The 21,045-nt window shown below is 74.3% G+C and carries 17 protein-coding genes and 1 pseudogene; 11 read left to right on the top strand and 7 right to left on the bottom strand.

Annotation, left to right across the window (positions count from 1 at the left end; genetic code table 11):
• The first annotated feature begins 4 nt into the window (after nt 1–4).
• Nucleotides 5–1,489, top strand: coding sequence for a CHAP domain-containing protein (locus tag AB0F71_RS38215; protein WP_360245369.1), 1,485 nt, complete (start codon nt 5–7; stop codon nt 1,487–1,489).
• Nucleotides 1,490–1,558: 69 nt separating this feature from the next.
• Here AB0F71_RS38215 and AB0F71_RS38210 read toward each other — a convergent pair whose 3' ends face one another.
• Nucleotides 1,559–2,593 carry a WYL domain-containing protein gene (locus AB0F71_RS38210; protein WP_360245366.1) on the bottom strand — a complete coding sequence of 345 codons (1,035 nt, stop codon included), beginning with the start codon at nt 2,591–2,593 and terminating at the stop codon, nt 1,559–1,561.
• A gap of 106 nt (nt 2,594–2,699) precedes the next feature.
• On the opposite strand from AB0F71_RS38210, the gene AB0F71_RS38205 reads away from it, so the two are divergent.
• A complete protein-coding gene (locus AB0F71_RS38205; protein WP_360245363.1) occupies nt 2,700–3,098 on the top strand; it encodes a VOC family protein in 399 nt (132 codons plus the stop codon).
• Nucleotides 3,099–3,170: 72 nt separating this feature from the next.
• Entirely contained in the window at nt 3,171–3,497 is a 327-nt protein-coding gene (locus AB0F71_RS38200; RefSeq protein WP_360245360.1) for a hypothetical protein, read from the top strand.
• 123 nt (nt 3,498–3,620) lie between these two features.
• On the opposite strand, the gene AB0F71_RS38195 is transcribed toward AB0F71_RS38200, so the two are convergent.
• Nucleotides 3,621–5,123 (bottom strand): tyrosinase family protein, encoded by a 1,503-nt coding sequence (locus tag AB0F71_RS38195; protein WP_360245357.1) that lies wholly within the window; start codon nt 5,121–5,123, stop codon nt 3,621–3,623.
• A 415-nt stretch (nt 5,124–5,538) separates the two neighbouring features.
• Between AB0F71_RS38195 and AB0F71_RS38190 the strand changes: the two genes are divergently transcribed.
• Nucleotides 5,539–6,015, top strand: coding sequence for a MarR family winged helix-turn-helix transcriptional regulator (locus tag AB0F71_RS38190; RefSeq protein WP_360245354.1), 477 nt, complete (start codon nt 5,539–5,541; stop codon nt 6,013–6,015).
• A gap of 51 nt (nt 6,016–6,066) precedes the next feature.
• Here the strand turns inward: AB0F71_RS38190 and AB0F71_RS38185 are convergent, their stop codons facing one another.
• Nucleotides 6,067–6,825 carry a polysaccharide deacetylase family protein gene (locus AB0F71_RS38185; protein WP_360245351.1) on the bottom strand — a complete coding sequence of 253 codons (759 nt, stop codon included), beginning with the start codon at nt 6,823–6,825 and terminating at the stop codon, nt 6,067–6,069.
• Nucleotides 6,826–6,832: 7 nt separating this feature from the next.
• Nucleotides 6,833–8,830: a glycosyltransferase gene (locus AB0F71_RS38180; RefSeq protein WP_360245348.1), complete on the bottom strand. Its 1,998-nt coding sequence runs from the start codon at nt 8,828–8,830 to the stop codon at nt 6,833–6,835.
• Nucleotides 8,831–9,193: 363 nt separating this feature from the next.
• Between AB0F71_RS38180 and AB0F71_RS38175 the strand changes: the two genes are divergently transcribed.
• From AB0F71_RS38175 to AB0F71_RS38165, 3 genes are all read left to right on the top strand, one after another.
• On the top strand, nt 9,194–10,102 hold the full coding sequence (locus tag AB0F71_RS38175) for a hypothetical protein (RefSeq protein WP_360245345.1): 909 nt from the start codon (nt 9,194–9,196) through the stop codon (nt 10,100–10,102).
• A gap of 177 nt (nt 10,103–10,279) precedes the next feature.
• A complete protein-coding gene (locus AB0F71_RS38170; RefSeq protein ID WP_360245342.1) occupies nt 10,280–11,056 on the top strand; it encodes a YcnI family protein in 777 nt (258 codons plus the stop codon).
• A 139-nt stretch (nt 11,057–11,195) separates the two neighbouring features.
• Entirely contained in the window at nt 11,196–11,636 is a 441-nt protein-coding gene (locus AB0F71_RS38165; RefSeq protein ID WP_360245339.1) for a hypothetical protein, read from the top strand.
• A gap of 142 nt (nt 11,637–11,778) precedes the next feature.
• Here the strand turns inward: AB0F71_RS38165 and AB0F71_RS38160 are convergent, their stop codons facing one another.
• Nucleotides 11,779–14,124 carry a tetratricopeptide repeat protein gene (locus AB0F71_RS38160; RefSeq protein ID WP_360245336.1) on the bottom strand — a complete coding sequence of 782 codons (2,346 nt, stop codon included), beginning with the start codon at nt 14,122–14,124 and terminating at the stop codon, nt 11,779–11,781.
• 439 nt (nt 14,125–14,563) lie between these two features.
• On the opposite strand from AB0F71_RS38160, the gene AB0F71_RS38155 reads away from it, so the two are divergent.
• Both AB0F71_RS38155 and AB0F71_RS38150 read left to right on the top strand, forming a co-directional pair.
• A complete protein-coding gene (locus tag AB0F71_RS38155) occupies nt 14,564–15,922 on the top strand; it encodes an MFS transporter (RefSeq protein WP_360245333.1) in 1,359 nt (452 codons plus the stop codon).
• 60 nt (nt 15,923–15,982) lie between these two features.
• Nucleotides 15,983–16,831, top strand: coding sequence for an SAM-dependent methyltransferase (locus AB0F71_RS38150; RefSeq protein ID WP_360245330.1), 849 nt, complete (start codon nt 15,983–15,985; stop codon nt 16,829–16,831).
• A 152-nt stretch (nt 16,832–16,983) separates the two neighbouring features.
• Here AB0F71_RS38150 and AB0F71_RS38145 read toward each other — a convergent pair whose 3' ends face one another.
• Nucleotides 16,984–18,189 carry a CapA family protein gene (locus AB0F71_RS38145; RefSeq protein ID WP_360245327.1) on the bottom strand — a complete coding sequence of 402 codons (1,206 nt, stop codon included), beginning with the start codon at nt 18,187–18,189 and terminating at the stop codon, nt 16,984–16,986.
• A 285-nt stretch (nt 18,190–18,474) separates the two neighbouring features.
• Here AB0F71_RS38145 and AB0F71_RS38140 point away from each other — a divergent pair, with 285 nt between their 5' ends.
• Both AB0F71_RS38140 and AB0F71_RS38135 read left to right on the top strand, forming a co-directional pair.
• The gene (locus AB0F71_RS38140) at nt 18,475–19,116 is read left to right on the top strand and encodes a DUF4360 domain-containing protein (protein WP_360245324.1); all 642 of its coding nucleotides are present in this window, start codon (nt 18,475–18,477) and stop codon (nt 19,114–19,116) included.
• A 320-nt stretch (nt 19,117–19,436) separates the two neighbouring features.
• Nucleotides 19,437–20,252 carry a DUF4328 domain-containing protein gene (locus tag AB0F71_RS38135; protein WP_360245321.1) on the top strand — a complete coding sequence of 272 codons (816 nt, stop codon included), beginning with the start codon at nt 19,437–19,439 and terminating at the stop codon, nt 20,250–20,252.
• A gap of 539 nt (nt 20,253–20,791) precedes the next feature.
• Here the strand turns inward: AB0F71_RS38135 and AB0F71_RS38130 are convergent.
• A pseudogene (locus AB0F71_RS38130) lies at nt 20,792–21,045 on the bottom strand (IS110 family transposase); the annotation flags it as partial.

Here is a 21,045-nt window from a genome sequence, read left to right as displayed (position 1 = left end):
ACACGTGCCGCAGAACCACCGCACCCGACGGATCATCAACGAGAGGAAGCTCATCACCATGTCCCGGACCCTGCGCCTGCTGTCCGTCCCGCTGTCGACCGCGCTGCTCGGCGCCTGCGTCACCCTTGCCGCGCCCTCAGCCTCCGCCGCCACCGGAAGCGACCTCGCCACCCTGGCCCTGAACAACGCCGGCAAGGGCGCCGGTTCCTGTTCGGTGGTCAACAGCGCACCGAACAGCCTCGGTGGCACGTCCTTCGGTTCCAGCTGCAAGCCCGAGTACTGGTGCTCCGACTTCGCCATCTGGGTCTGGCAGAACGCGGGACTGGACGTCGCCGGGCTCACCGCCTCCTCGGGCACCTTCTACGCCTACGGGCAGGCCAGAGGCACCCTCCACACGGGGCCGGACTACCGGCCCCAGCTCGGCGATGCGGTGCTCTACAACTACAACGGCGCCGGGCGCGCCGACCACGTCGGGCTCGTCACCAAGGTCAACGCCGACGGATCCGTCCTCACCACCAACGGCGACTGGGGAGGCCAGGGCTCGGACGAGGCCGCCTTCGCCCGCACCGCGACCGTCCAGAACCTCACCCTCGGCGCCGCCGAAGTCCCGGTCGGTTCGGTCCCCGCCGCCGTCAACATGCGGATCAGCGCCTACATCAGTCCCGCCGGCCTGACGGGTGCCCGGAACTCCCGCATCGGGGTGTTGCAGAACGGTGCGTTGACGGTGAAGCAGGGGGCGCTGACGGCGGGGTGGAGTCCGGAGTGGGGTGGGGGGTTGGCGCGATTCAAGGTGAGTGGCAGTTGGATCGGTGTGCTGACGACCGGTGGTGAGCTGTATGTGAAGGAGGGGGATCTGAACGCACCGTGGGTGGATGAGCGGGGTGGGGTTGCCGACTTCGAGTTGGACCAGGGTGCGGGTCGGGTGGGTGTGGTGACCACGGACGGGCATGCGGTGGTCAAGGACGGTGGTCTGGCCGGTAGTTGGGTGGACGAGACGAACGGCGTGAAGCAGCTTCGGCTGTCGGGTGACTGGGTCGGTGTGGTGTTCAACGACGGGACGGCTTCGGTGAAGGAGGGCGGTCTGCTGGCGGGGTGGACGCCGGAGACCAACAACGTGGCCGATCTCCAGCTGGACCGCGCCTCCGGCCGGGTGGGTGTGCTGACCAAGGACGGGCACGCCATCGTCAAGGACGGTGGTCTGGCCGGCAGTTGGGTGGACCAGACGAACGGTGTCAAGCAGCTTCGGCTGTCCGGCGACTGGGTCGGTGTGGTGTTCAACGACGGGACGGCCTCGGTGAAGGAGGGCGGCCTGCTGGCGGGGTGGACGCCGGAGACCAACAACGTGGCCGATCTCCAGCTGGACCGCGCCTCCGGCCGGGTCGGTGTGCTGTCCACCGACGGTCACGCCCTGGTCAAGGACGGTGGCCTGGCCGGCAGTTGGACCGACCAGACCAACGGCGTCCAGCAGCTCGGCCTCACCAGCTACTGACCCCCACCGCTCGAAGGCCGCGTCGCCGTACCGCCCGCCCGGGTGGTGCGGCGACGCGGCTCAGGCGGGTCAGGGGGTGTGGTCACGGGCGTACGAGGCGAGGCGATCGGCCAGAGCGGCGACGCGGGCCCGCAGTTCGTCGGGCCGCTCGATGACGAACGGCCGGTCCAGTGAGGCGAGTACGGCGGGCAGCCAGTCGAGCCGCTCCACCCGCAGCTCGACCACCCGCCAGCGTTCGACGGTCGCGTCGCCTTCGGGAGCATTGCTTTCGGGAGCATTGCCCTCGGGAACGACGTCCTCGGGAGCGCCGTCCGCCAGGCGTGCGACGCTCGCCGGGAGCCCGGCGCGGATCTGCCCGACCGTCCCGTGGATCCGCACGGTCACCTCGTGCCGGTACTCGGCGGTGGCGAACGCCGACAGCACCCGCTCCGCCGGATCCGGGCCGTCGGGCACGTCGAAGGAGCCGGGCAGGGTGCGGGCGTCCGCGATCCGGTCGAGCCGGAAGGTCCGGTCCTCGTCGAGCCGGGCGTCCCGGCCCGTGACGTACCACCGGCCCGCGTGGGCGACGATCCCGTACGCGTGCAGCGTGCGCTCGGTGCGGCGCCCGTCGCGGCCGGTGTGGTGGAGGGAGACCGGTCGGCGGTGGCGGACGGCGTCGGCGAGGGTGAGCAGGACCTCGGCGTCCGGGGTGTCGAACTCGCCGGGCCGGTCCGTGAAGGCGAGGGCGTCCAGGAGCGAGTCGAGCCGGCGGGCCAGGTGCTGGGGCAGGACCCGTCGGATCTTCGCCGCCGCCGTCTCGCCCGCCGTGCGCTCCGCCGTGCTCAGGCCCGCGCGGCGGCCGGCGAGCAGGCCGAGCAGGACGGCCAGCGCCTCGTCCTCGCCGAGCATCAGCGGGGGCAGCCGGTACCCGGGGGCGAGCCGGTACCCGCCGTAACGGCCGCGCACCGACTCCACGGGAACGCCCAGCTCGCCCAGCTGGTCGACGTACCGCCGCACGGTGCGCCCCTGGACGCCGAGCCGGTCGGCGAGTTCGGCGACGGTCCGGGTGCCGCCGGACTGCAGCAGTTCCAGCAGGGTCAGCACGCGGGCGGTGGGTCGGGGCATGTTCGCAGCCTAGGCGGAATAGCGGACCGATTCTGTCCAGTATCCCGCCTAGCCTGCGAGGTGCAGGTTCCCGAGTCCCGTTTCAGGTTCAGCCAAGGAGATCCCCGTGCACTTCGTCTCGATCCGCATCATCACCGCCGACGTCGCCCGCCTCGTCGCCTTCTACGAGCAGGCCACCGGGGTGCGGGCGGTGTGGGCCACCGAGGACTTCGCCGAACTGGGGATCGGCGGCGCCACCCTCGCGATCGCCGGCACCCGGACCGTCCCGCTGTTCGCCCCCGGCTCGGCCCGCCCGGCGGACAACCACAGCGTGATCACCGAGTTCCTCGTCGACGACGTGGACCGCGTCCACCGCAACCTGAGCGCCGTCCTCACCGAGGTCGTCGCCGGTCCCACCACGATGCCCTGGGGCAACCGCTCGCTGCTGTTCCGCGACCCCGACGGCAACCTGGTCAACTTCTTCACCCCCGTCACCCCGGCGGCGAAGCAGAAGTTCGCCCGCTGAGCCCGCTGATGCTGCTGAGGCTGCCGAGGTCCGCCCCTGGTACTCGCGAGTCAGGTTCGGCAGAATGCTCCGGTGGCGAACTGGACCCGGATCCTGACGATGACCCGAAGCAACTTTCGCGCGGCCGACCCGGTCGAGCGGTGGACCGCCCGCGCGGCCTGGGCACTGCTGACGGCGACGGCCTGGCTTCTGGTGATGTTCACGACCGTCTTCGGGGCCGAGGTCGCCGGGGTCCCGATGGGGACCGTGACGTGGCTGGCGATCGCGCTCACCGTGGCGGTCCCCGCCGTCTCCTGGGCCGCCGTGACCTCGGGCGGCCCCGGCAGCCGCACCGGGACGTCGGCGTTGACCGTCGCGCTGCTGGTGGCGGCCGTCCTGCTCGTCATCGCCTTCGTCTGAGCCCGGTCGTCCGAGCCTGGTTGGCTGAGTCCGGTCGTCTGAACTCGCTTCGCCCGGGAGGCCGGTGGCCGGTGTTTCCGTGGCTCCCGGGCGAACGGGGGAGAGTGACGGGTATGGCGGCCGTTACGCCTCGCCGACCAGGAGGCGGGCGTTGACGGTGGGGTTGCCGGCCTGGGCGAGCGGGAAGGCGGTGCCGATCTCCTCAGAGTGGCCCGGGACGTCGATCCGGACGGTCAGGGCGCGGTCGAGGACCTCTTCCCTCGTCAGCCGGAAGTCGATGTTGACGGTGCCGTGCTTGACGCACGTCGCGCACTGGCGCGGGTTGTTGGGCTGGAAGAAGAACCGCTCCGCGACCGGCTCGCCGTCGGCGAGCAGGCTGATGATGAACGACCCCGGGATGTTCAGCCGGTCGATGCCCTTCACCCGCACCGAGACCGGGTCGGCGCTGCGGAAGGAGAAGGTGCGGGCGGCGTCGATGCTGCCGGAGAGGTTCTCCATGACGGTCTCCGCGTGGGTGGGCAGGTCCAGTTGGTCGTACCCGATGTCGGTGTCGATGGTCTGGTCGGCGGTCGCGGTGAACGGCGGCAGCGGGTTGAGGTCCGGGTCGGTGAGCCAACTGACGTCCCCGCCGGCCAGGGTGGTCCGGAACCCGGCCAGGGTGGTCGCTTGGTTGCGCGTCTGCCAGCTCAGCCACAGCCGGTCGATGTTGCAGTGGTAGAACCAGAAGACCGGGTCGAAGGCGGAGAGCTCCTGGACGCCCATCGTCGGCCCGACCGAGCCGTGGCCGCTGTCGTGGGACTGGATCGAGAACTTCTGGTAGCCGTTGATGTCGGACGCGCCCCAGAGGGACTGGGTCATCGACGTGGCGATGTCGGCCAGGACCCCGAAGCGCTCAAGGTTCGCCGTGATGTCGGCGACGGAGTAGCGCTGGGTCGTGTAGGGGAAGGTGTCGGGGACCGGCGGCGTCGCCATGGCGCCGGGGTCGGCGGGCAGGACGTACCGGTCGAACGGCGGGTGCTGCAGGCGGTCCGGCAGCGGGGTGGAGATGTCCCAGTAGGGGAGCGTCACGTCCTGACAGCCCGGGACGGAGCGCAGCGCGTCCTCGAACTCGCGCAGGTAGACGCGGTGCCAGGGGTTGAAGCGGGGCTCGTGGTGCAGGCACCAGGCCTTCGGGAGTCCGTGCTGCCCGGCCAGCGTGAAGTAGCCGTCCGGGGCGGTGGTGGAGCGGGCCATGACGCCGTTGAACGCCGTTGTCAGGAGGGCGAATTCGGCGTCGGTGAGGGTGATGACGTTCTTGCGCAGCCGGGCCGGGGCCGCCCCGCCGGGTGTCGTGACCGGTGTCGAGGTGCCGAGCGGGAAGCCGTTGACGATCCAGTTCTTGAAGGTCTGCGAGCGGTTGGCGCTCCACTTGCCCGCTGCGTCCGGGGGCATGTCCGCGTTGGGGGGCGCGGTGTGGGCGAAGATCGTGAGGGCGTTCCGCTTCACCGCGTCGTAGGTGCCGAGGTCGATGCCCTTGGCGGCCATGTGGGCCACGTCCTCGGGGCGGAAGTAGGTGCGGATGTCCGCGAGGTACGTCGGATTCGCGACGACCGGATCGGGGACGGGGGTGTTCGGGGGTGTGGTCACGGGTCCTCCGGCGGGCTCGGGGCGGGTGGTCGGGTGGGCTGCCGGGTGCAGCGCGCGCACTCTCGAACAGCGATCGCGAGTATGTGGCAGCGCGGAAGGTCTCTATACGAGCGACACGGTCCGACGCCCGGACGTACGTCGACCGGCGGTCTGGCCGCGACCCGGCCCGGGTGCGCGGTGCAGGGCCGGTGACCTCACGGTTCGACGACATCGATGTAGACCGAAGCCGTCGAGCCTGGGTAGGGTGTGGCTGCTCCCGCCTGTCCGCAGCACCGCGTGCCCGTGGTCCCCGCGCCCGCCGCGCGTTCCGTACCGCTCACCGCCGGTACGACTCGGCCCGGCGCGGGCGTGGGCGTCGGCATTCCGGGGCCCGGACCGGAGGTGGTGCAGCCCTCCCCCAGCGATTGGACGGCACGTGTACGACGGGCGGAAGGGATCGTCGAGTCCCTTCGAGCAGACGGTCTACCTGCTGTCCGCGGCCGGCCGGGCGGCGGACGGCCTGCTGGCGGACCGGTGGCGGGCCCGGGGGATGGGCCAGACCCACCTGGCGGTGCTCTCGGCGCTGTCCCGGCAGGGCGCGCACGCCCGGCCCGACCTCGCGGCCCGGCTGCGCCTGCCGGAGCCGGAGGTGTCCCGGGCGCTCGACGAACTGCTGTCGGCCGCGCTGGTGCAGTCGATGGTCGTCCAGGTCAACGGCCGCCACGAGGTGGTGACTCTCACCGCTGCGGGCGAGGCCGCGCTGGAGGGGCTGCACGGCGACGCCGCCACCGTCCAGGAGGACCTGCTGGCCCCGCTGACGAAGGGCCAGCGCACGGAGCTGAACGCGCTGCTGCGGCGGGTGTGTGCCAGGGCGGCCCGCATCGCGGCCGGGCCGCAGTCCGTTTCGGGCTGACTGGCCGTTTTGGGCTGACGCGTCGGGTCGGGTTCCGTCCTCGGGTTCGGTTCAGGCCGCGCCGCCTCGGGGCCCCGCCCCGAGCCCGTGCTCGCGGAGCGGGCCGACCTGCCAGCCCTGGGCGGCGCAGTGGTCGAGCAGTCGGGGGAGGGCGCCGAGGGCGGAGCGCCAGGCCCCGGGGGCGGAGGTGCAGTCCGAGTCGTGCAGCAGGACGGTGCCGCCGCCGTACAGGTCCGCGGTGACGGTGCGGTGGACGGTGTCCGGGGTGGCGCGGCCGGTCCAGTCCTCGCCCCAGCTCGTCCACAGCACCGGGGTCAGGCCGAGCCGGCGGGCCGCGAGGTGGGCGCCCGCGCTCATGACGCCGTACGGGGGCCGGAACCAGTGCGGCGTGGTGCCGGTGAGGTCGGCGACGGTGTCGCGGGCCCGGCGCAGGTCCTCGAAGGCGGCGCGCGGGCCGCGCAGCAGCAGCGGGCGGTGCGCCCAGCCGTGCACGGCTAGCTCGTGCCCGGCGTCGGCGATCTCCCGCACCAGCGCGGGCGCCCGGACGGCCATCGAGCCGAGCAGGAAGAAGGTGGCGTGCACCCGGCGCTCCTGGAGCAGGGCCAGGAAGGCGGGCGTGGAGGACGGGTCCGGGCCGTCGTCGAAGGTGAGGGCCACGTGGTCGGGGCGCCCGGTCCCGGCGAGCCGGGGCAGCAGGCGGTTACGCAGCGGCCCGTAGGTGGAGAGCACGGGAGCCGCGTGGAGGGCGGTGGCGGCGACGGTGGCGGTGGCAGCGGCGGCGCCGAGGAGCGGGAGCACGCGGGGCTTCATGGGGGCCTCAGGAAAGGGTGGTCAGCGCGCCGAGGTGCGGCGGGCGGTGGGAGGTGAGCAGGCGGTTCATGGTCGTGGTGAGCCCGGCCGGATCGGCGCTGCCGCACTCGACCAGGACGATCTGGCCGGGTCTCAGCTGCGGAGTGACGGCGCTGCCGCAGGCGATCCGGAGGTCGGGCACGACCAGGTGCTCGCGGTGGTAGGCGGCCAGGCCGAGGTCGAGGGCGTCCACGTCCCGGCTGGAGAGGAAGAAGGAGCTGCCCGCGCCGGTGGCGGAGCGCAGGGCGTCGGCCCCGGCGTCGACGGAGTTGCGGCGGGTGACGATCCCGCTCTGGTAGGGCGGGCCGTAGCCGGCGTTGACCAGGGTGAGCCCGGCGGCCGCGAAGCGGCGGACCTCGGCCGGGTCGGCGGCGGCCTCGTCGGTGTCGACCGAGACGGCGGCCTGCACGGCCGACAGGGCGCGCAGGGTGGCGTCGTCGAGGTGCCCGCCGTGCGGCGGGTGCACCACGAGGAAGGCCCGGCCGGTACGGCTGGCGTCGACGGCGTCGAACCCGCCGTAGGCGACGGCGAGTTGGGCGCCGGCCGTGGACAGCCAGGCGGTTGCGCTGAGGGCGGCGACCACGAGGCCGACGCGTCGTCCGGGGCGGAGGCCGGGGCGGCGGCCGACGCGGCGCGGGGTGGGGGTGGAGGCGGGGGCGGACTCGCGGCCGGGGGCGGGCGTGGCTGCCCGGTCGGGGCGGCGGCGTTGCGCGGGGATCAGCGGCTGCGGTGCGGCGTGCGCCGGGGGCGCGGCATCGGCCGGTACGGCGGGGGATACGCCGCCGGCCCGTACGGCCGGGGAGCCACCGGCCGGGACGGCCGCGATGGCCGCGATCGCCTCCGCCGGCCCGGACGCGTCGCGGTGCAGTGCCAGTCCGGCCTCCCGGTACCGGCGCCCGGTGGGCCCGTCGGCCATGGCGGCGAGGACGGCCGCGAGCTGCGCCGGGTCGCGGACCCACGGGGCGAGGCCCGCCCGGTCGAGGGCGGCCGCGTTGGTCAGTCCGTGCCCGGGTATGCAGCGGTAGCTGACCACCGGCAGGCCGCAGGCGAACGCCTCCAGCGAGGTCAGGCCCCCGGCGTTCTGCACCAGCACGTCGCAGGCGTGCATCAGGCCGGGCATGTCCCGTACCCAGCCGAAGGCGTGCTCGACGCCGTCCGCCCGTAGCCGCTCCGCCAGGGCCCGGTTCTTCCCGCACACCACGACCGGCACCGCCGCCCCGGTGGCGCGCACCTCCGCGGCCACCCTCGCCACCTCGCCCACCCCCCAGGAGCCGGCCACCAGCAGGGCCAGCGGCGCGCCCGGCGGCAGTCCGAACCGCGCCCGGGCAGCCGCACGCAGGGCCTCCGTGGTCGGGGTGAACCGGGGGTCGACCACCGGGCCCGCGACCGTGACCCGCTCGGCCCCGTGCGCGCGGGCCTGCTCGGCGGGGACGGGATGGGCCGCCAGGTGCAGGTCGACGCCGGGCGCCACCCAGAGCGGGTGCACGGAGAAGTCCGTCAGGTAGACCGCGGCGGGCACCGCCAGCCGACCTTGGCCGCGCAGGGTGCCGAGCACCTGCCCGGCGATCGGGTAGGTGGCCACCACCGCGCAGGTGTCCGGCGGGAGCGATCGCAGCAGCTTGCGGTGGGTGCTGCGCTGGATCAGCCGGATCAGCGCGCCCGGGCGCCCGGTGGACTCGGTGCTGGAGTAGATCCGCTGGTAGGCGGAGGGGGCGACGGTCAGCAGCCGCCGGTAGCACTCCGAGACCAGTGGCCCCAGCCCGGCGGGGACCAGGTCCAGGAAGTCCCAGCGGTCGACGGTGTGGCCCGACCCGGCCAGGCGCAGGGCGAGCTGGGCGGCGGCGCCGTCGTGCCCGGCGCCCACGCTCGCGGAGACGATGACGACGCGCCCGGCGGCGGGCACGGACGGGCGGGACGCTTCGGCGTGGTGCGCCGATGCCTCGTGGAGGTGCGGGAGTTGCGACACGGTCGGCCGATCCTCTGGCGGTGACGGGGCAGGGGCGGGTGGCTTCCAGTGCCCGTCCGGGCACGATCCGGTGCCCGGGCGTGGCCGGGGCGCGGGGGATGCCGCCTGGTGCGACGAGCAGCGGCTGGGGCCGCGGCGAACCGCGGCTCGGTCAGGATGGCAGGGCCTTGCTGAAGATCCGCTTAAGCTCAACTACCCTTCCGGCGTGCCGCGATGAAGGCCTGCGGCCCGGTCTCCCGGACGGGTCGTACCGCTGTGGTAGCCCGGGCCGGGCGGGCCGAAACGCCGCCGGGCGCCGGATCGGGGACGAATCAGGGGAGTCCCCGACAGGGCACAGGGATCCCGTGCCATGATGGCGCCGCCATGACCGACCTCGACGCCGGGCCCGCACCGCTGCCGGTGCGCGCCGCCGCTCTCGACCTTCGCGTACTGCGGGCCCTGCCCTTCGCGACGGTCTGCCTCGTGCTGTCCGCCGCCGGGCACGTGCTGGCCTCGGGGGACCGGCTGCCGCCCGGCGTGCTTCTGCTCGGGTGGGTGCTGGTCGCGGCGGTCGCCGTGCTCGGTGCGCGGCGGGAGTGTTCGGCCCGGGCGATCGTCGGCGGTCTGCTGGGCGGCCAGGTGGGACTGCACCTGCTGTTCCACGCGGCCGGGGCTGCGGCCGGCGCCGGGGTCGGGGCCGGGCAGCCGGGGAGGGCGCAGGGCGGCACCGGCGGGGTTGCCGCGGCGGCCGGGATGCCGGACATGAGTGGAATGCCGAACATGACCGGCATGGCAGGTATGGCTGGTATGCCCTCCATGCCTGGCATGCCTGGCATGTCAGGGATGCCCGGCATGCAGGGGATGGCCGATCGCCGTGGCGTCGCGATGACGCACGTCACGGCGGGCGCGGGCGCGGGCACCGCCCACCACACCGCCGTCGCGGCGACCCACCTCGGCTTCTGGTGCCATGCGACGCTCGCCGGGCTGAGCCCCGCGATGCTCCTGGCACACCTGGCCGCGACCCTCGCCGCCGGCTGGTGGCTGCGCCGGGGCGAGGCGGCGGTGTGGGCCCTGGTCCGGATCGCGGCCCGCGTCGCCGAGGCCACCGGGCGGGCCTGCGCGGCTCAACTCCGAGGTGTGCTGGCCCTGTTCACGGCCCTGCGGGACGGGCTCGACGTCCTCGGGAGCGCGGTGCGCCGGGCGTCGGGAGCCGACCGCTCGGGCCGGGCGTGCTCGGCCTTCCTGCGGCACACGGTGATCAGGCGCGGTCCGCCGGGGTGCGCGACGGCGTGACCGGAGCGGGGACGCTCCCGGGCACGGCCGTCCTCCCGACCCCCTGGATCACCCACCGCACGTGAGCTCCCGTACGGCGGCGACGACGGCCCGGTTCGGACACCGGCCCGCCGCGCGCCCGTGCGCGGTCACGCGTGCCCTCCCCTGGAGAACAACCGCATCATGCGAACTGCCCCCATGACCCGCTCGAACCGCCTGGCCCGTCTGACCCGTCTGACCCCCATGACCCGCCTGACCGCCGCTGCCGCCCTGGCGGCCGCGACCGTACTGGCCGCCGCCACGACGGCCTCCGCGCACGTCATCGTGGCCCCGTCCAGCGTCCCGAAGAACGCCACCGACCGGACCTTCGCCTTCCGGGTGCCGAACGAGGACGACACCAAGAGCACCGTCCAGGTGGAGATCGACTTCCCGACCGACCACCCCGTCCCGTCCGCCCTGGTCACGCCGGTGCCCGGCTGGACCGACAAGATCACCACGACCAAGCTCGCCACCCCGATCCACACCGACGACGGGGACGTCACCGACGTGGTCTCCCAGGTGATCTGGACCGGCGGCCAGATCACCCCCGGCCACTACCAGGACTTCACCGTCGAGCTCGGCGCGCTGCCCGAGGGCACCGACCAGGTCGTCTTCAAGGCCCTCCAGACGTACAGCGACGGCAACGTGGTGCGCTGGATCGAGGAACCCCAGGCCGGCCAGCCGGAGCCGAAGAACCCGGCCCCGGTGCTGCACCTGACGGCCGCGGCCGCCGACGGGGACACCGCCGGTGCCGCGACCCCGGCGCCGACGGGCAGTGCGACGGCGAAGGCCGGTGCGGAGACGGCGGCGGCGAAGGCCGACAGCAGCGACTCCACCGCCCGCGGCCTCGGCATCGCCGGCATCGTGGTCGGCGTCCTCGGCACGGCGGCCGGCGTACTGCTCGCCCGCCGCAGCCGCACGGGCACCTCGGCGTGAGCCCCCGGGGCCGGTGCGGCGGCCTGCCCGCCGCACCGGCCCCAGGACGTCTTCCTGCGCCGCCCGTGAGAGGGACCACCTGCCGGCCGCCCCGGTGATACCGTGCCCCGACACCGTCCAAGGGGGGGAGGGCCGGCAGGTGGACCAGCAGCTGCGACGCGCCGCCGTCACGGCGCTCGGCGCGCTCGCGCACAGCCCCGATTTCCGGGACCGGGCCGCCGCCGGCCACGGCCTGGCGGCCTTCGCCGACCTGCCGGAAGCCCGAGGGCCGCTGCTGGCCCTGGTCCTCGACCCCGACGACACCTACGTCACCAGAGTGACCGCACGAGCCCTGCTGCGCCGCAAGGACCGTGCCGGGCTGACGGCGGTCGCCACGGCCCTGGCCGACGCCGACCCGAACCACGAGGACTGGATCCACTCGGCGGTGGTCGACGCGCTCGGCATCTTCGCCTCCGACCGGGAGGAGGCGCTCCTGCTCTGCCACGACCTCTCCCGCGGCCCGGACCCCCGCCTCGCCGACGGGGCCCGCCGACTCCACGCCATGCTGACCGAGCTCGACCCCGCCCTCCGCTCCGCCTAGCAGGCCATGGGATCAGCTCGGCACGGGATCCGCGGGGCTTGGTACCAGCTCCAGGTTCTCGAACTCGAAGTGCGCCTGCTCGATCGCCCTCCTGCCGCGTGGAACGGCAGGGGTGTCTCCCGCCCCCGCGTGATGCCGCCCGTTATCGGGTTGCTCCCGGAGCGGCGTCGAGGCGGTGGAGGCGGGCCCGGACGGCTTCGGCGTCGCGGTGCTGGAGGTCGTCGAGGATGGCCAGGCCGAGGATCCAGTCGGCTCGGGCGGATTCCGGGTCGCCGAGGGCGAGGTGGGTGTCGCCGAGGTGGGTGTGGATGTCGGCCTGGAGGAAGTAGTCGCCGACCGCCCGCCGCAGGTCCAGGGACTCGTGGTAGGCGGGCAGCGCCTCGTGGTACTCGCCGAGTTGGTGGTGGACGTAGCCGATGCTGTCCCAGATGGAGGCCTGGCCGGGCAGGTTGCCGACCTCGCGGGCGAGGTCCAGGGCGCGCCGGCAGTGGGTGAGCGCGGCGCGCAGTTCGCCCTGCTGGGCCAGGTACCAGCCGATGCTGTTGAGGGCGAGGGCCTGCCCGGAGGGGTCGCCGATCTCCTCGAACAGTGCCAGGGCCCGGCGGGACTCGGCCACCGCCTCGGCGTCGGCCCGTACCTCGCCGTGGGCGATGGCGAGGTCGAGCCTGGTCCGGCCCTCGCGCGGCCGGTCGCCGGTCTCCTCGAACAGGGCGAGGGCCAGCCGCAGTTCGCGCTGGGCCTCGGGCTGGCGGTCCTGGGAGCGGTGCACCTGGCCGAGCCAGCGGTGGGCGTGGGCCCGGCGGCCGGGGTCGCCGGCCCGTTCGGCGGCGGCCAGCGCGGTCTCGCCGGCGCGCTGCCACTGCTGCCACAGGCCCGACTTGAGCAGGTAGGGCACCTGGGCGCCGACCAGCTGCCAGGTGTGCAGGTCGGCCCCGGCCGCGTGCGAGGCGTCGACGACCCGCTCCAGCACCGGCTGTTCCTCCCGGTACCAGGCGAGTGCCTGCTGCCGGTCGGCGAGCTGCTCGGGTGTCACCCCGGCGGCGGGGCGGGCGAGGTCGAACGGATGCCAGGCCACGTCGTCGGCGTAGGCGAGGCAGGCCGCGCGGTGGGCGGTGTGGAGGTAGTGGTCGAGCATCCGCCGGGTCGCCCCCGCCCGTCCCTGCGGCGGTTCGAGGGCGGCCGCCTGTTCGGCGGCGTACGCGCGCAGCAGGTCGTGGAAGGTGTACCGGCCGGGCTCGGGCGCGGTGATCAGGTGGGCCCGGTGGAGGTCCTCCAGCAGGGCGCGGGTCTCGGTCAGCGGGCGGCCCGAGAGGCTCGCAGCCGCCGGCACGCTGATGGTGGGGCCCGGGTGCAGGCCGAGCAGCCGGAACAGCCGGGCGGCCTGCGGGGCCAGCGCGCGGTAGGACCAGGAGAGCACCAGCCGGACGTCGGCGTGGCTGTCGCCCGCCGACAGCAGGTCCAGGCGGGCCCGGGAGTCGCGCAGTTCGCGCGCCCACACACCGAGCGGGATGCCGGGGTGGTCGGCGGCCCGGGCGGCGGCGATGTTCAGGGCGAGCGGCAGCCGGGCGCACAGCTCGATCAACTCGTCGGCCGCGTCGGGCTGCTCGGCGACGGCGGTCGCACCGAGGCGGCGGGCGAACAGTTCGCGGGCCTCCTCGCGGGAGAGCACGTCCAGGGCGAGTGGCACCGCGCCGTCCAGGGCGACCAGTCCGGGCAGCCGGTTGCGGCTGGTGACCACGACCAGGCAGGTGGTGGAGCCCGGCAGCAGCGGGCGGACCTGCTCGGCCTCCCGGACGTTGTCCAGGAGGATCAGCGTCCGGGTGCCCGCCAGCCGGCTGCGCAGGAGCGCGAGCTGTCCGTCCGGATCGGCGGGGATGCGCAGGGCCGGCACGCCCAGGGCCTCCAGGAAGCCGCGGGCCACGTCGGCGGCGTCGACCGGGGCCCGGGCCGGGTCGAACCCGCGTAGGTTGGCGAAGAGTTGGCCGTCGGGGAAGTGGTCGGCCACCCGGTGGGCGAAGTGCACGGCGAGGGTGGTCTTGCCCACTCCGGCGGTGCCGGCGATCGCCGAGATCACGACCGCGCCGCAGCCGGGGGTCACGTCGGCAAGCAGGGCGTCGAGGGCCCGGAGTTCGCGGGCCCGGCCGGTGAAGTGCCGGATCGCCATGGGGAGTTGCTGCGGTCCCGAGCTGCCCGGTGAGGGCGGCGGTGGTGGCGGGGCGGGGAGTGGCGGAGTGCTCGCCGGGGCCGGCCCGGCCGCCGGTGCGTCGGTCTCCCGGGCGGCGGCCAGCCAGCGGGCCCGGGTGTCCGGGTCGACCCCGAGGGCCTCGGCGAGCCGGACCACCGAGGACATCCGGGGTCGGCGGCCACCGGCCTCCAGTGCGCTGATCGACCGGGTCGACACCCCCGAGCGGTCCGCCAGTTCGTCCTGGCTCCACCCCACCGACAGACGTCGCTCGCGCAGCAGCGCGGCGAAAGCAGCAGCCCCCATCCGTTCCCTCCGGATCCCTGCGAACCGTGTCGCCGCCCCGCCCGGCCGACCCGGATCGCGCATGAGCGTAGTCCCCCCGGGGCCAAGTGTCAGGTCAACGTCAGGTCAACGTCGTGGTCGTCGTGCGCGACCCGGGACGAGGATGAAGGCTTGGCCCGACGGTGTCGGGCCCGTCCGGCGGCCCGACCACGGCTGCCGACCGGCCGGTCCGGCGGCGAGGCGCGGTTACGGGGGTACCGCGGCTCGCGGCCGCACCGGCCGCGGTTCGTCGCCGCACCGCCCGGGCGCCGGCTACGGATCGCCCGCGCGCCGCCCGCGCGCCGGCTGCGCACCGCCCGCGCACCGCCCGCGAACCACCTGCGGACGGGCCGCCCGGCTCCCGCCGGAGCCGGGCCCGAACCCGATTCCGCCGCAGGTCGAACGGTGTCATGCTGACGCCATGACAGATCGCATCGATACCGCCCCCGCCCGCGACGGGGTGCACGACGGGGGCCGGCGACGGGAGTTGGCGGCGGCGACGGTGGGGTCGGTGGTCGAGTCCTTCGACTGGAACGTGTACGCCGTGCTCGCGCCCTACTTCGCCGCCGACCTCTTCGGCCACGGCAAGGGCGGGGTCAGTGGCACGCTCGCCGCGTACGCCACCTTCGCGGTCGGCTTCGGCGCCCGCCCGGTGGGCTCGTACCTGATCGGCCGGCTCAGCGACACCCGGGGGCGGCGCTTCGCGCTCAGCCTCGGCATGGCCGTGATCGCCGTCGCCAGCCTGGGCCTCGCCGTCCTGCCGGGGCAGCGGACGATCGGCGTCTGGGCGGCGGTGCTGGCCGTGGTGGTGCGGGTGGTGCAGGGGCTCGCCTTCGGCGGGGAGGCGCCGAGCGTGGCCGCGTACGTGACCGAGACGGCGCCGCCCCGGCACCGGTTCGCGTTCAGCTCGGTCTCCTACGGCGGGATCATCCTGGGCTCGCTGCTCTCCTTCGGGGTGCTCACCCTGCTGATCCACACCATCGGCAAGTCCGGTCTGGAGAACGGCGGTTGGCGCTGGGGCTTCGTGGCCGCCGCGCTGCTGGGGCTGGCCGCGGTGTGGGTGCGGCGGGCCGCGCCGGAGAGTGCCGAGTTCCAGCGGGCCCGGGCCCGGGCCGCCGCCGGGCCGGGCGGGCGCCCGCCGTTCCTGCGCACGCTCCGGGACCACCGCTGGGCGGTGCTCACCGTCTTCCTCAACACCCTGGGCGGCACGGTCGGTTACTACTTCGCGCTGACCTACCTGCCGCAGTACGCCGCCGCCTACCACGTGATCGACAAGGAGCGGGCGGCCTCCTTCATGACGGTCGTGCTGGCCGTGGTGCTGGTCACCATGCTGCTCACCGGCGCGGCCGCCGACCGCTTCGGCCTGCTGCCGGTCGCCCGGATCGGGTTCGCACTGCCCGTCCCGCTGGTCGGGTTCCTGCTGGCCGGGCTGCGCGGGGGCTGGCTGCCCTTCCAGCTCGTGGCCGTGCTGCTCGGGATGATGGTGGCGATGGTGCTCGGCACGCTCAACGTGTTCACCGGCCTGCTGTTCCCGACGGAGGTGCGCGCGGTGGGCCTCGGCGTGGTCAACGCGGCCACCATCGCGGCCTTCGGCGGCACCTTCCCGCTGCTCGCCGCGTGGCTGGACTCCCACGGCAACCTCGGGCTGATCCCGTTCTACGTCACGGTCTGCACGGCGGGGCCGGCGCTGGGCCTGCTGACGGCGATGCGGGTGCCCTCGTTCACCGCCGCGCTCCGGGAGGCGGAACCCGGGGTTCAGCGGACACCGGGAACCGCCTGACGGACGTTCACGTCCTGTGGTTGAGTGGTCCGGACCAGACGCCGGACGGGGAGGGCGACGATGGACGGGAACGGGCCGGAGAGCTGGCTGACCGAAGTGGACTTCGAGCAGCCGCCGCAGGTGGACCTGCGGACGGACCGGGCGCACTCCGCGCGGGTCTACGACTACCTGCTCGGCGGGAAGACCAACTTCCCGGCGGACCGCGAGGTCGGCGACCGGGTGCTCGCCGACCTCCCGGAGGCCCGGACCGCCGCGGCCGCCGCGCGCGCGGTGATGCACCGGATGGTGCGCCGACTGGCCGAGGAGCACGGCGTCCGCCAGTTCCTGGACGTCGGCACCGGCATTCCGACCGCGCCGAACCTGCACGAGATCGTCCAGGCGGTCGACCCGTCCTGCCGGGTGGTGTACGTCGACAACGACCCGATCGTGCTGGCCCATTCGCGCGCGCTGCTCAGCAGCACCCCGGAGGGGCGCACCGCCTACGTCGAGGGCGACCTGCGCGAGCCGGAGAAGTTCCTGGCCGACCCTGCGGTGGCCGCCACCCTGGACCTGACCCAGCCGGTCGCGCTGACGCTGATCAACATCGTGCACTTCCTCTCCGACGAGGCCGCGCACCCGCCCGTCCGTAAGCTCGTGGACGCCCTGCCCGCCGGCAGCTTTCTCGCTCTGAGCGCGGGCACGGCCGACAACGCGCCGGAGGCGGCCAAGGCGGGGGCCCGGCGCTACGCGGAGGCCGGGATAGAGGTCCACACGCGGTCGCATGCCGAGGTGGAACGTTTCTTCACCGGCCTGGAGCTGGACGAACCCGGCGTGGTCCTGATCAACCAGTGGCACCCCGAACTGGGCGACTCCGCGCAGCGGCTCGACGGCCAGGTCTCGGTGTACGGGGGCGTGGGGCGCAAGCCGTAGCCGGTCCGCCGGTCCTGCCCCCGGGGCGGGTTCCCGGAGGGCAGGCCTGCCGTCAGGACGCCCGGAAGTCGGGCCGCCCGGAAGTCGGGCCGCCCGGACGTCGGGCCGCCCGGGGCCGGCCGCCCGACGGTCGTTACGGCGCTCGACGGTCGTCACGGCGCCATGCTGAGGCCCGCCGCGCCGGCGCCACGGCTGAGCACCACCGTGCGGATGTGGTCCAGGGCGCGGGCCCAGTCGGCGCGGCCCGGGTCACGGCGGACGGCCTCGCGCAGGTCGAGCACCCGGTAGGGCGGGCCGAGGTCGGTGATCTGCGGGACGAACTCGGCCCGGCTCACCGTCCAGCGCTGCCCCGGCCCGGCGGGCGGGCTGACGGTGAAGCGGGCGAGCGAGCTCCAGTTCCCGCGCGGGTCCTCGGCGCCGTCGTAGGTGAACATGTGCCCGGCGAGCTGGTCGCCGAGGCCGTAGACCGTCCAGGTGTCGCCGATCTTCTCGTAGGCCTGTGGGATGTGGGCGTGGGTGCCCAGGATCAGGTCCACGTCGGGGCGGCCCGGTCCCTGTCCGGCCGCGGCCAACTCGCGCGCCAGGGTGAGCTGTTGCTCGTTCGGGGTGTCCTGCCACTCGGTGCCCCAGTGGATGCTGACCACCACCAGGTCGGCGCCCTCGGCCCGGGCGGCGCGGGCGTCGGCGAGGATCCGGTCCCGGTCGATCAGGTTGACGGCCCAGGGCTCGCCCTTCGGCAGCGGGATGCCGTTGGTGCCGTAGGTGTAGGCGAGTTGGGCCACCGTCGCGCCGCCCGCCCGCAGCAGCGCGGGCTTCCCGGCCTCCTCGGCGGTGCGGGCGGAGCCGGTGTGGGCGAGGCCGACGGCGTCCATCGCGTCGAGCGTGCGGCGGATGCCGGCCGGGCCGTCGTCCAGGGTGTGGTTGGACGCGGTGTCGCAGGAGGCGTAGCCCGCGTCCCGGAGCGCCTTGGCGACCTGGGGCGGGGACTTGAAGGCCGGGTAGCCGGTGTACGGTCCGCCGTCGGCGCCGTAGACGGTCTCCATGTGGCAGATGGCCAGGTCGGCGCCGCTGATCAGCGGTTTGACGCCGGCCAGCATGGCGGTGAAGTCGTAGCCGGTCCCGCCGGCGTCCTCCTTCGCCTGCTGGATGATCTCGGTGTGCGGCAGGACGTCGCCGGTGGCGACCAGGGTGAACGGCCTCGGGCCGGTGGGGGTTCGGCCCGGAGCCTCGGGCGTGGCTGTCGGGTTCGCGGCGGGCGTCGCGGCGGGGCTCGGCGTCGGTGCCGGGGCGCCGCAGCCGGGGAGGGCGAGCAGCAGGGCGAGGGCCGTGACGGCGGTCCGGCGGCGGGGGAGGGGCACGGTCGTCTCGTCTCACGATCGGAAGGTGTGATCAGTCCTCCGACTATGCGGGCGCACGATCCATCCGAGCCGCGCCCCACGCCCGCAGGTCACCCGGGGGGCCGCCGGGCCCGCCGATAGTGACCATGCGTCACCCCTTGTGCACCGTCCGCGCGATGTGTTGACATAGCCACGTCAAATCAGAGGGGGCCGCGTTCGGCCTCGCCCGCAGCGCCATAGCGCCGCCCTGCGCCGCCGCGCGCCGCTCCGCCCCCGTACCTCCGTGGACGATCGAAGGGGAAGCCCATGCTGCTCCGCACCTTGGCCGTCGCCGCCACCGCAACCGCCGCACTGGTCGGCACCTCGACCTTCGGCGGCGACTCGCTGCCGACCCCGCCGGACCGGATCGTCATCGACGTCGCGACCGTCAACGGCTCCGGCTGTCCGGCCGGAACCGCCGCCGTCGCCGTCTCGCCGGACAACACCGCCTTCACCGTGACGTACAGCAGCTACCTCGCCCAGGTGGGCGTCGGCTCCAAGCCCACCGACTTCCGGAAGAACTGCCAACTCGACCTGCAGGTCCACGTCCCCCAGGGCTTCACCTACGCCATCGCCTCCGCCGACTACCGCGGCTTCGCCCACCTGGAACAGGGCGCGTACGGCACCGAGCGGGCCAACTACTACTTCCAGGGCGACCCCCGGACCAGCTACCAGAGCCACCGCTTCGACGGCCCGAGGGACGACAACTGGCAGGCCACCGACACCGTCGACGTCGCCGCCCTGGTCTTCGCCCCCTGCGGCGAGGAGCGCAACTTCAACATCAACACCGAACTGCGCGTCTCCGGCGGCAGTTCCGACCAGGCCCACACCACCAGCTTCATGGCGATGGACTCCACCGACGGCAGCATCAACACCACCTACCACCTCGCCTGGAAGCAGTGCCCCTGACCTCCCCGCGACCCGCCCCGGCCCCGACGGAGCCCCGGCCGTCGGGGCCGCGGCGCGCGCGGAACCGGGGCGTGCCGCGAGCGCCGTCCGCCGCTCGCTCCCCGTCCGGGCGCCGGGCTCCGGATCATCGGTTCCGAGCCGGCTCCACCCGCAGCGGTGCGATCTGTCGGGGTATCTGGCGATACCGCCCCTGAGCTGGGAAAACCCACTGGCAGCCGGTGTCGCGGATCCCCTAGATCGGCGCGCCCGTCCCGGTCGGGGCGGTGGCGTACCGGCGTGCTCGGTCGAGCCGCCCGGCGAATCCAGGAGTTGACGATCCGATGGTGTGTGTGGCGTGCGGGGCGCGTCCGGCGGGGACCGACAGCGGACGCTGTTTCGGCTGCGCGGAGGCGGCCCCCGGATGGGCGGCCGCGCTGAGGCCGGCGAACGGCCTCGCCTCGGCGCTCTCCGTCCTGCTGGGCCTGGGCGCCGTGGCGGCGGCAGCGGTGGTCGTCCTGGACGTCTGGCTGGACGTGCTCGCGGGACGGCTGCTGGACGGGACGGGCGGCATCGACCCCGATGACCTGGCGGCCCTGGAATCCGCGGCGCACACCCTGAACGCGGTGGCCCTCCCCGTGGGCCCGGCCACCGTGGTGCTGTTCATCGTCTGGTTCCACCGCACCCGCGGGAACGCCGACCTGCTGCTGCCGAACGGGCACCGCCTCGGGCGCGGCTGGACCATCGGCGGCTGGTTCACCCCGGTCGTCTTTCTCTGGTTCCCCTGGCAGCTGATGGTGGACTGCTGGCGGGCCAGCGCGCCGCTGGACGCCGAGGGAAGGCGCAGCACGCCGTCGGAGGGCATCGTCGCGGTGTGGTGGCTGACCTGGATGGGCTCCTTGGTCCTCGGTCGGGTCGCCGCCGTCAAGAGCAACCGCTTCGACCTGACGGACTCCATCGACCTCGAGGCCCTGCGCACGGGCCTCCGACTGGAGGCCGGCGGCTCGGCGCTGCGGCTCGTCGCCGCGATCGCCGCGATCCTGGTGGTGACCCGGCTGACCGCCATGCAGCGGGAGCGCCGGGCCGACATCAACCCGCTCGCGGCCAGGGTCGCCCAGGAGGCCCGCGTCCAGGCCGTGACGGCACCGCCCTCTGCCTGACGGACCGCGACGCCGCGCGCCGTCTCGTGTGGCTGCCCCCGGTGCTCGAGTGCGCCGGACATCGGGGCTGTGCAGGAAGCGGACGATCCGCAGCCTGATGAGGAAGCCGCCCACCTCCCTGATTCTGGCGTTCCGTCAGTACTGCGGCCTCCAGGTCGTGTTGGGGTTGACGCGGAGGAAGGTGGACGTGCGGCCGAGCGGCATCGGCGCGCCGCTCTGCTTCCTGGCTGCGGCCAGGTAGACGAAGCAGGGCCACTGGAGCGCCTCCCCGGCGAGGGCGGCCGGGCCGGTCGCGCGGGGGCGGTAGGAGCGCAGTTCTCGGCAATGGTGATGCCGTCCCCGTCGCCCGGGCGCAGGTCGAGAACGGCGACGGAACGCGCGGACCGGGCGGGGGTGGCCGCATCCGACAGGGCCGAACGGACTGCTCCGGCCCCCACCGGCCCGCTCCGGCGTTTCCGGGCCCCCGCAGCGGATAGCCGCCCTGGGGGAGCGGAGCCCGTCCGGGGCTCCCCCCGACCTGGAGAATCTCAATGACCGTGTCAAGCCGTCTGCGTGACCGGCGGAGCGGAGGTGAACAGCCTGTTGTCTCGCAGCATCGCCCAAAGCACGTCGACCCGGCGGCGGGCCAGCGACAGCAGCGCCTGGGTGTGGTTCAGTCCCTCGCCGCGCTTCTTGAGGTAGTAGTCCCGCGAGGGGCCCGGGCGCATCATCGCGGACTGCGCGGACATGTAGAACAGCCAGCGCAGGCGGCGGTTGTAGCGCTTGGGCCGGTGATAGTTGCCGGTGCGGCGGC

This window comes from Kitasatospora sp. NPDC028055, from assembly GCF_040637885.1.
In the GTDB taxonomy this organism is placed as follows: Bacteria; Actinomycetota; Actinomycetes; order Streptomycetales; family Streptomycetaceae; genus Kitasatospora.
The sequence above is the reverse complement of the archived record's forward strand: the minus strand, read 5'-3'. Positions and strand labels throughout refer to the sequence as shown.

Coding starts and splice junctions, on each gene's coding strand:
- AB0F71_RS38150 (WP_360245330.1), top strand. CDS start 15,983: ATGGACGGGAACGGGCCGGAGAGCTGGCTGACCGAAGTGGACTTCGAG.
- AB0F71_RS38135 (WP_360245321.1), top strand. CDS start 19,437: ATGGTGTGTGTGGCGTGCGGGGCGCGTCCGGCGGGGACCGACAGCGGA.
- AB0F71_RS38155 (WP_360245333.1), top strand. CDS start 14,564: ATGACAGATCGCATCGATACCGCCCCCGCCCGCGACGGGGTGCACGAC.
- AB0F71_RS38160 (WP_360245336.1), bottom strand. CDS start 14,124: ATGGGGGCTGCTGCTTTCGCCGCGCTGCTGCGCGAGCGACGTCTGTCG.
- AB0F71_RS38185 (WP_360245351.1), bottom strand. CDS start 6,825: ATGAAGCCCCGCGTGCTCCCGCTCCTCGGCGCCGCCGCTGCCACCGCC.
- AB0F71_RS38175 (WP_360245345.1), top strand. CDS start 9,194: ATGACCGACCTCGACGCCGGGCCCGCACCGCTGCCGGTGCGCGCCGCC.
- AB0F71_RS38140 (WP_360245324.1), top strand. CDS start 18,475: ATGCTGCTCCGCACCTTGGCCGTCGCCGCCACCGCAACCGCCGCACTG.
- AB0F71_RS38210 (WP_360245366.1), bottom strand. CDS start 2,593: ATGCCCCGACCCACCGCCCGCGTGCTGACCCTGCTGGAACTGCTGCAG.
- AB0F71_RS38170 (WP_360245342.1), top strand. CDS start 10,280: ATGACCCGCTCGAACCGCCTGGCCCGTCTGACCCGTCTGACCCCCATG.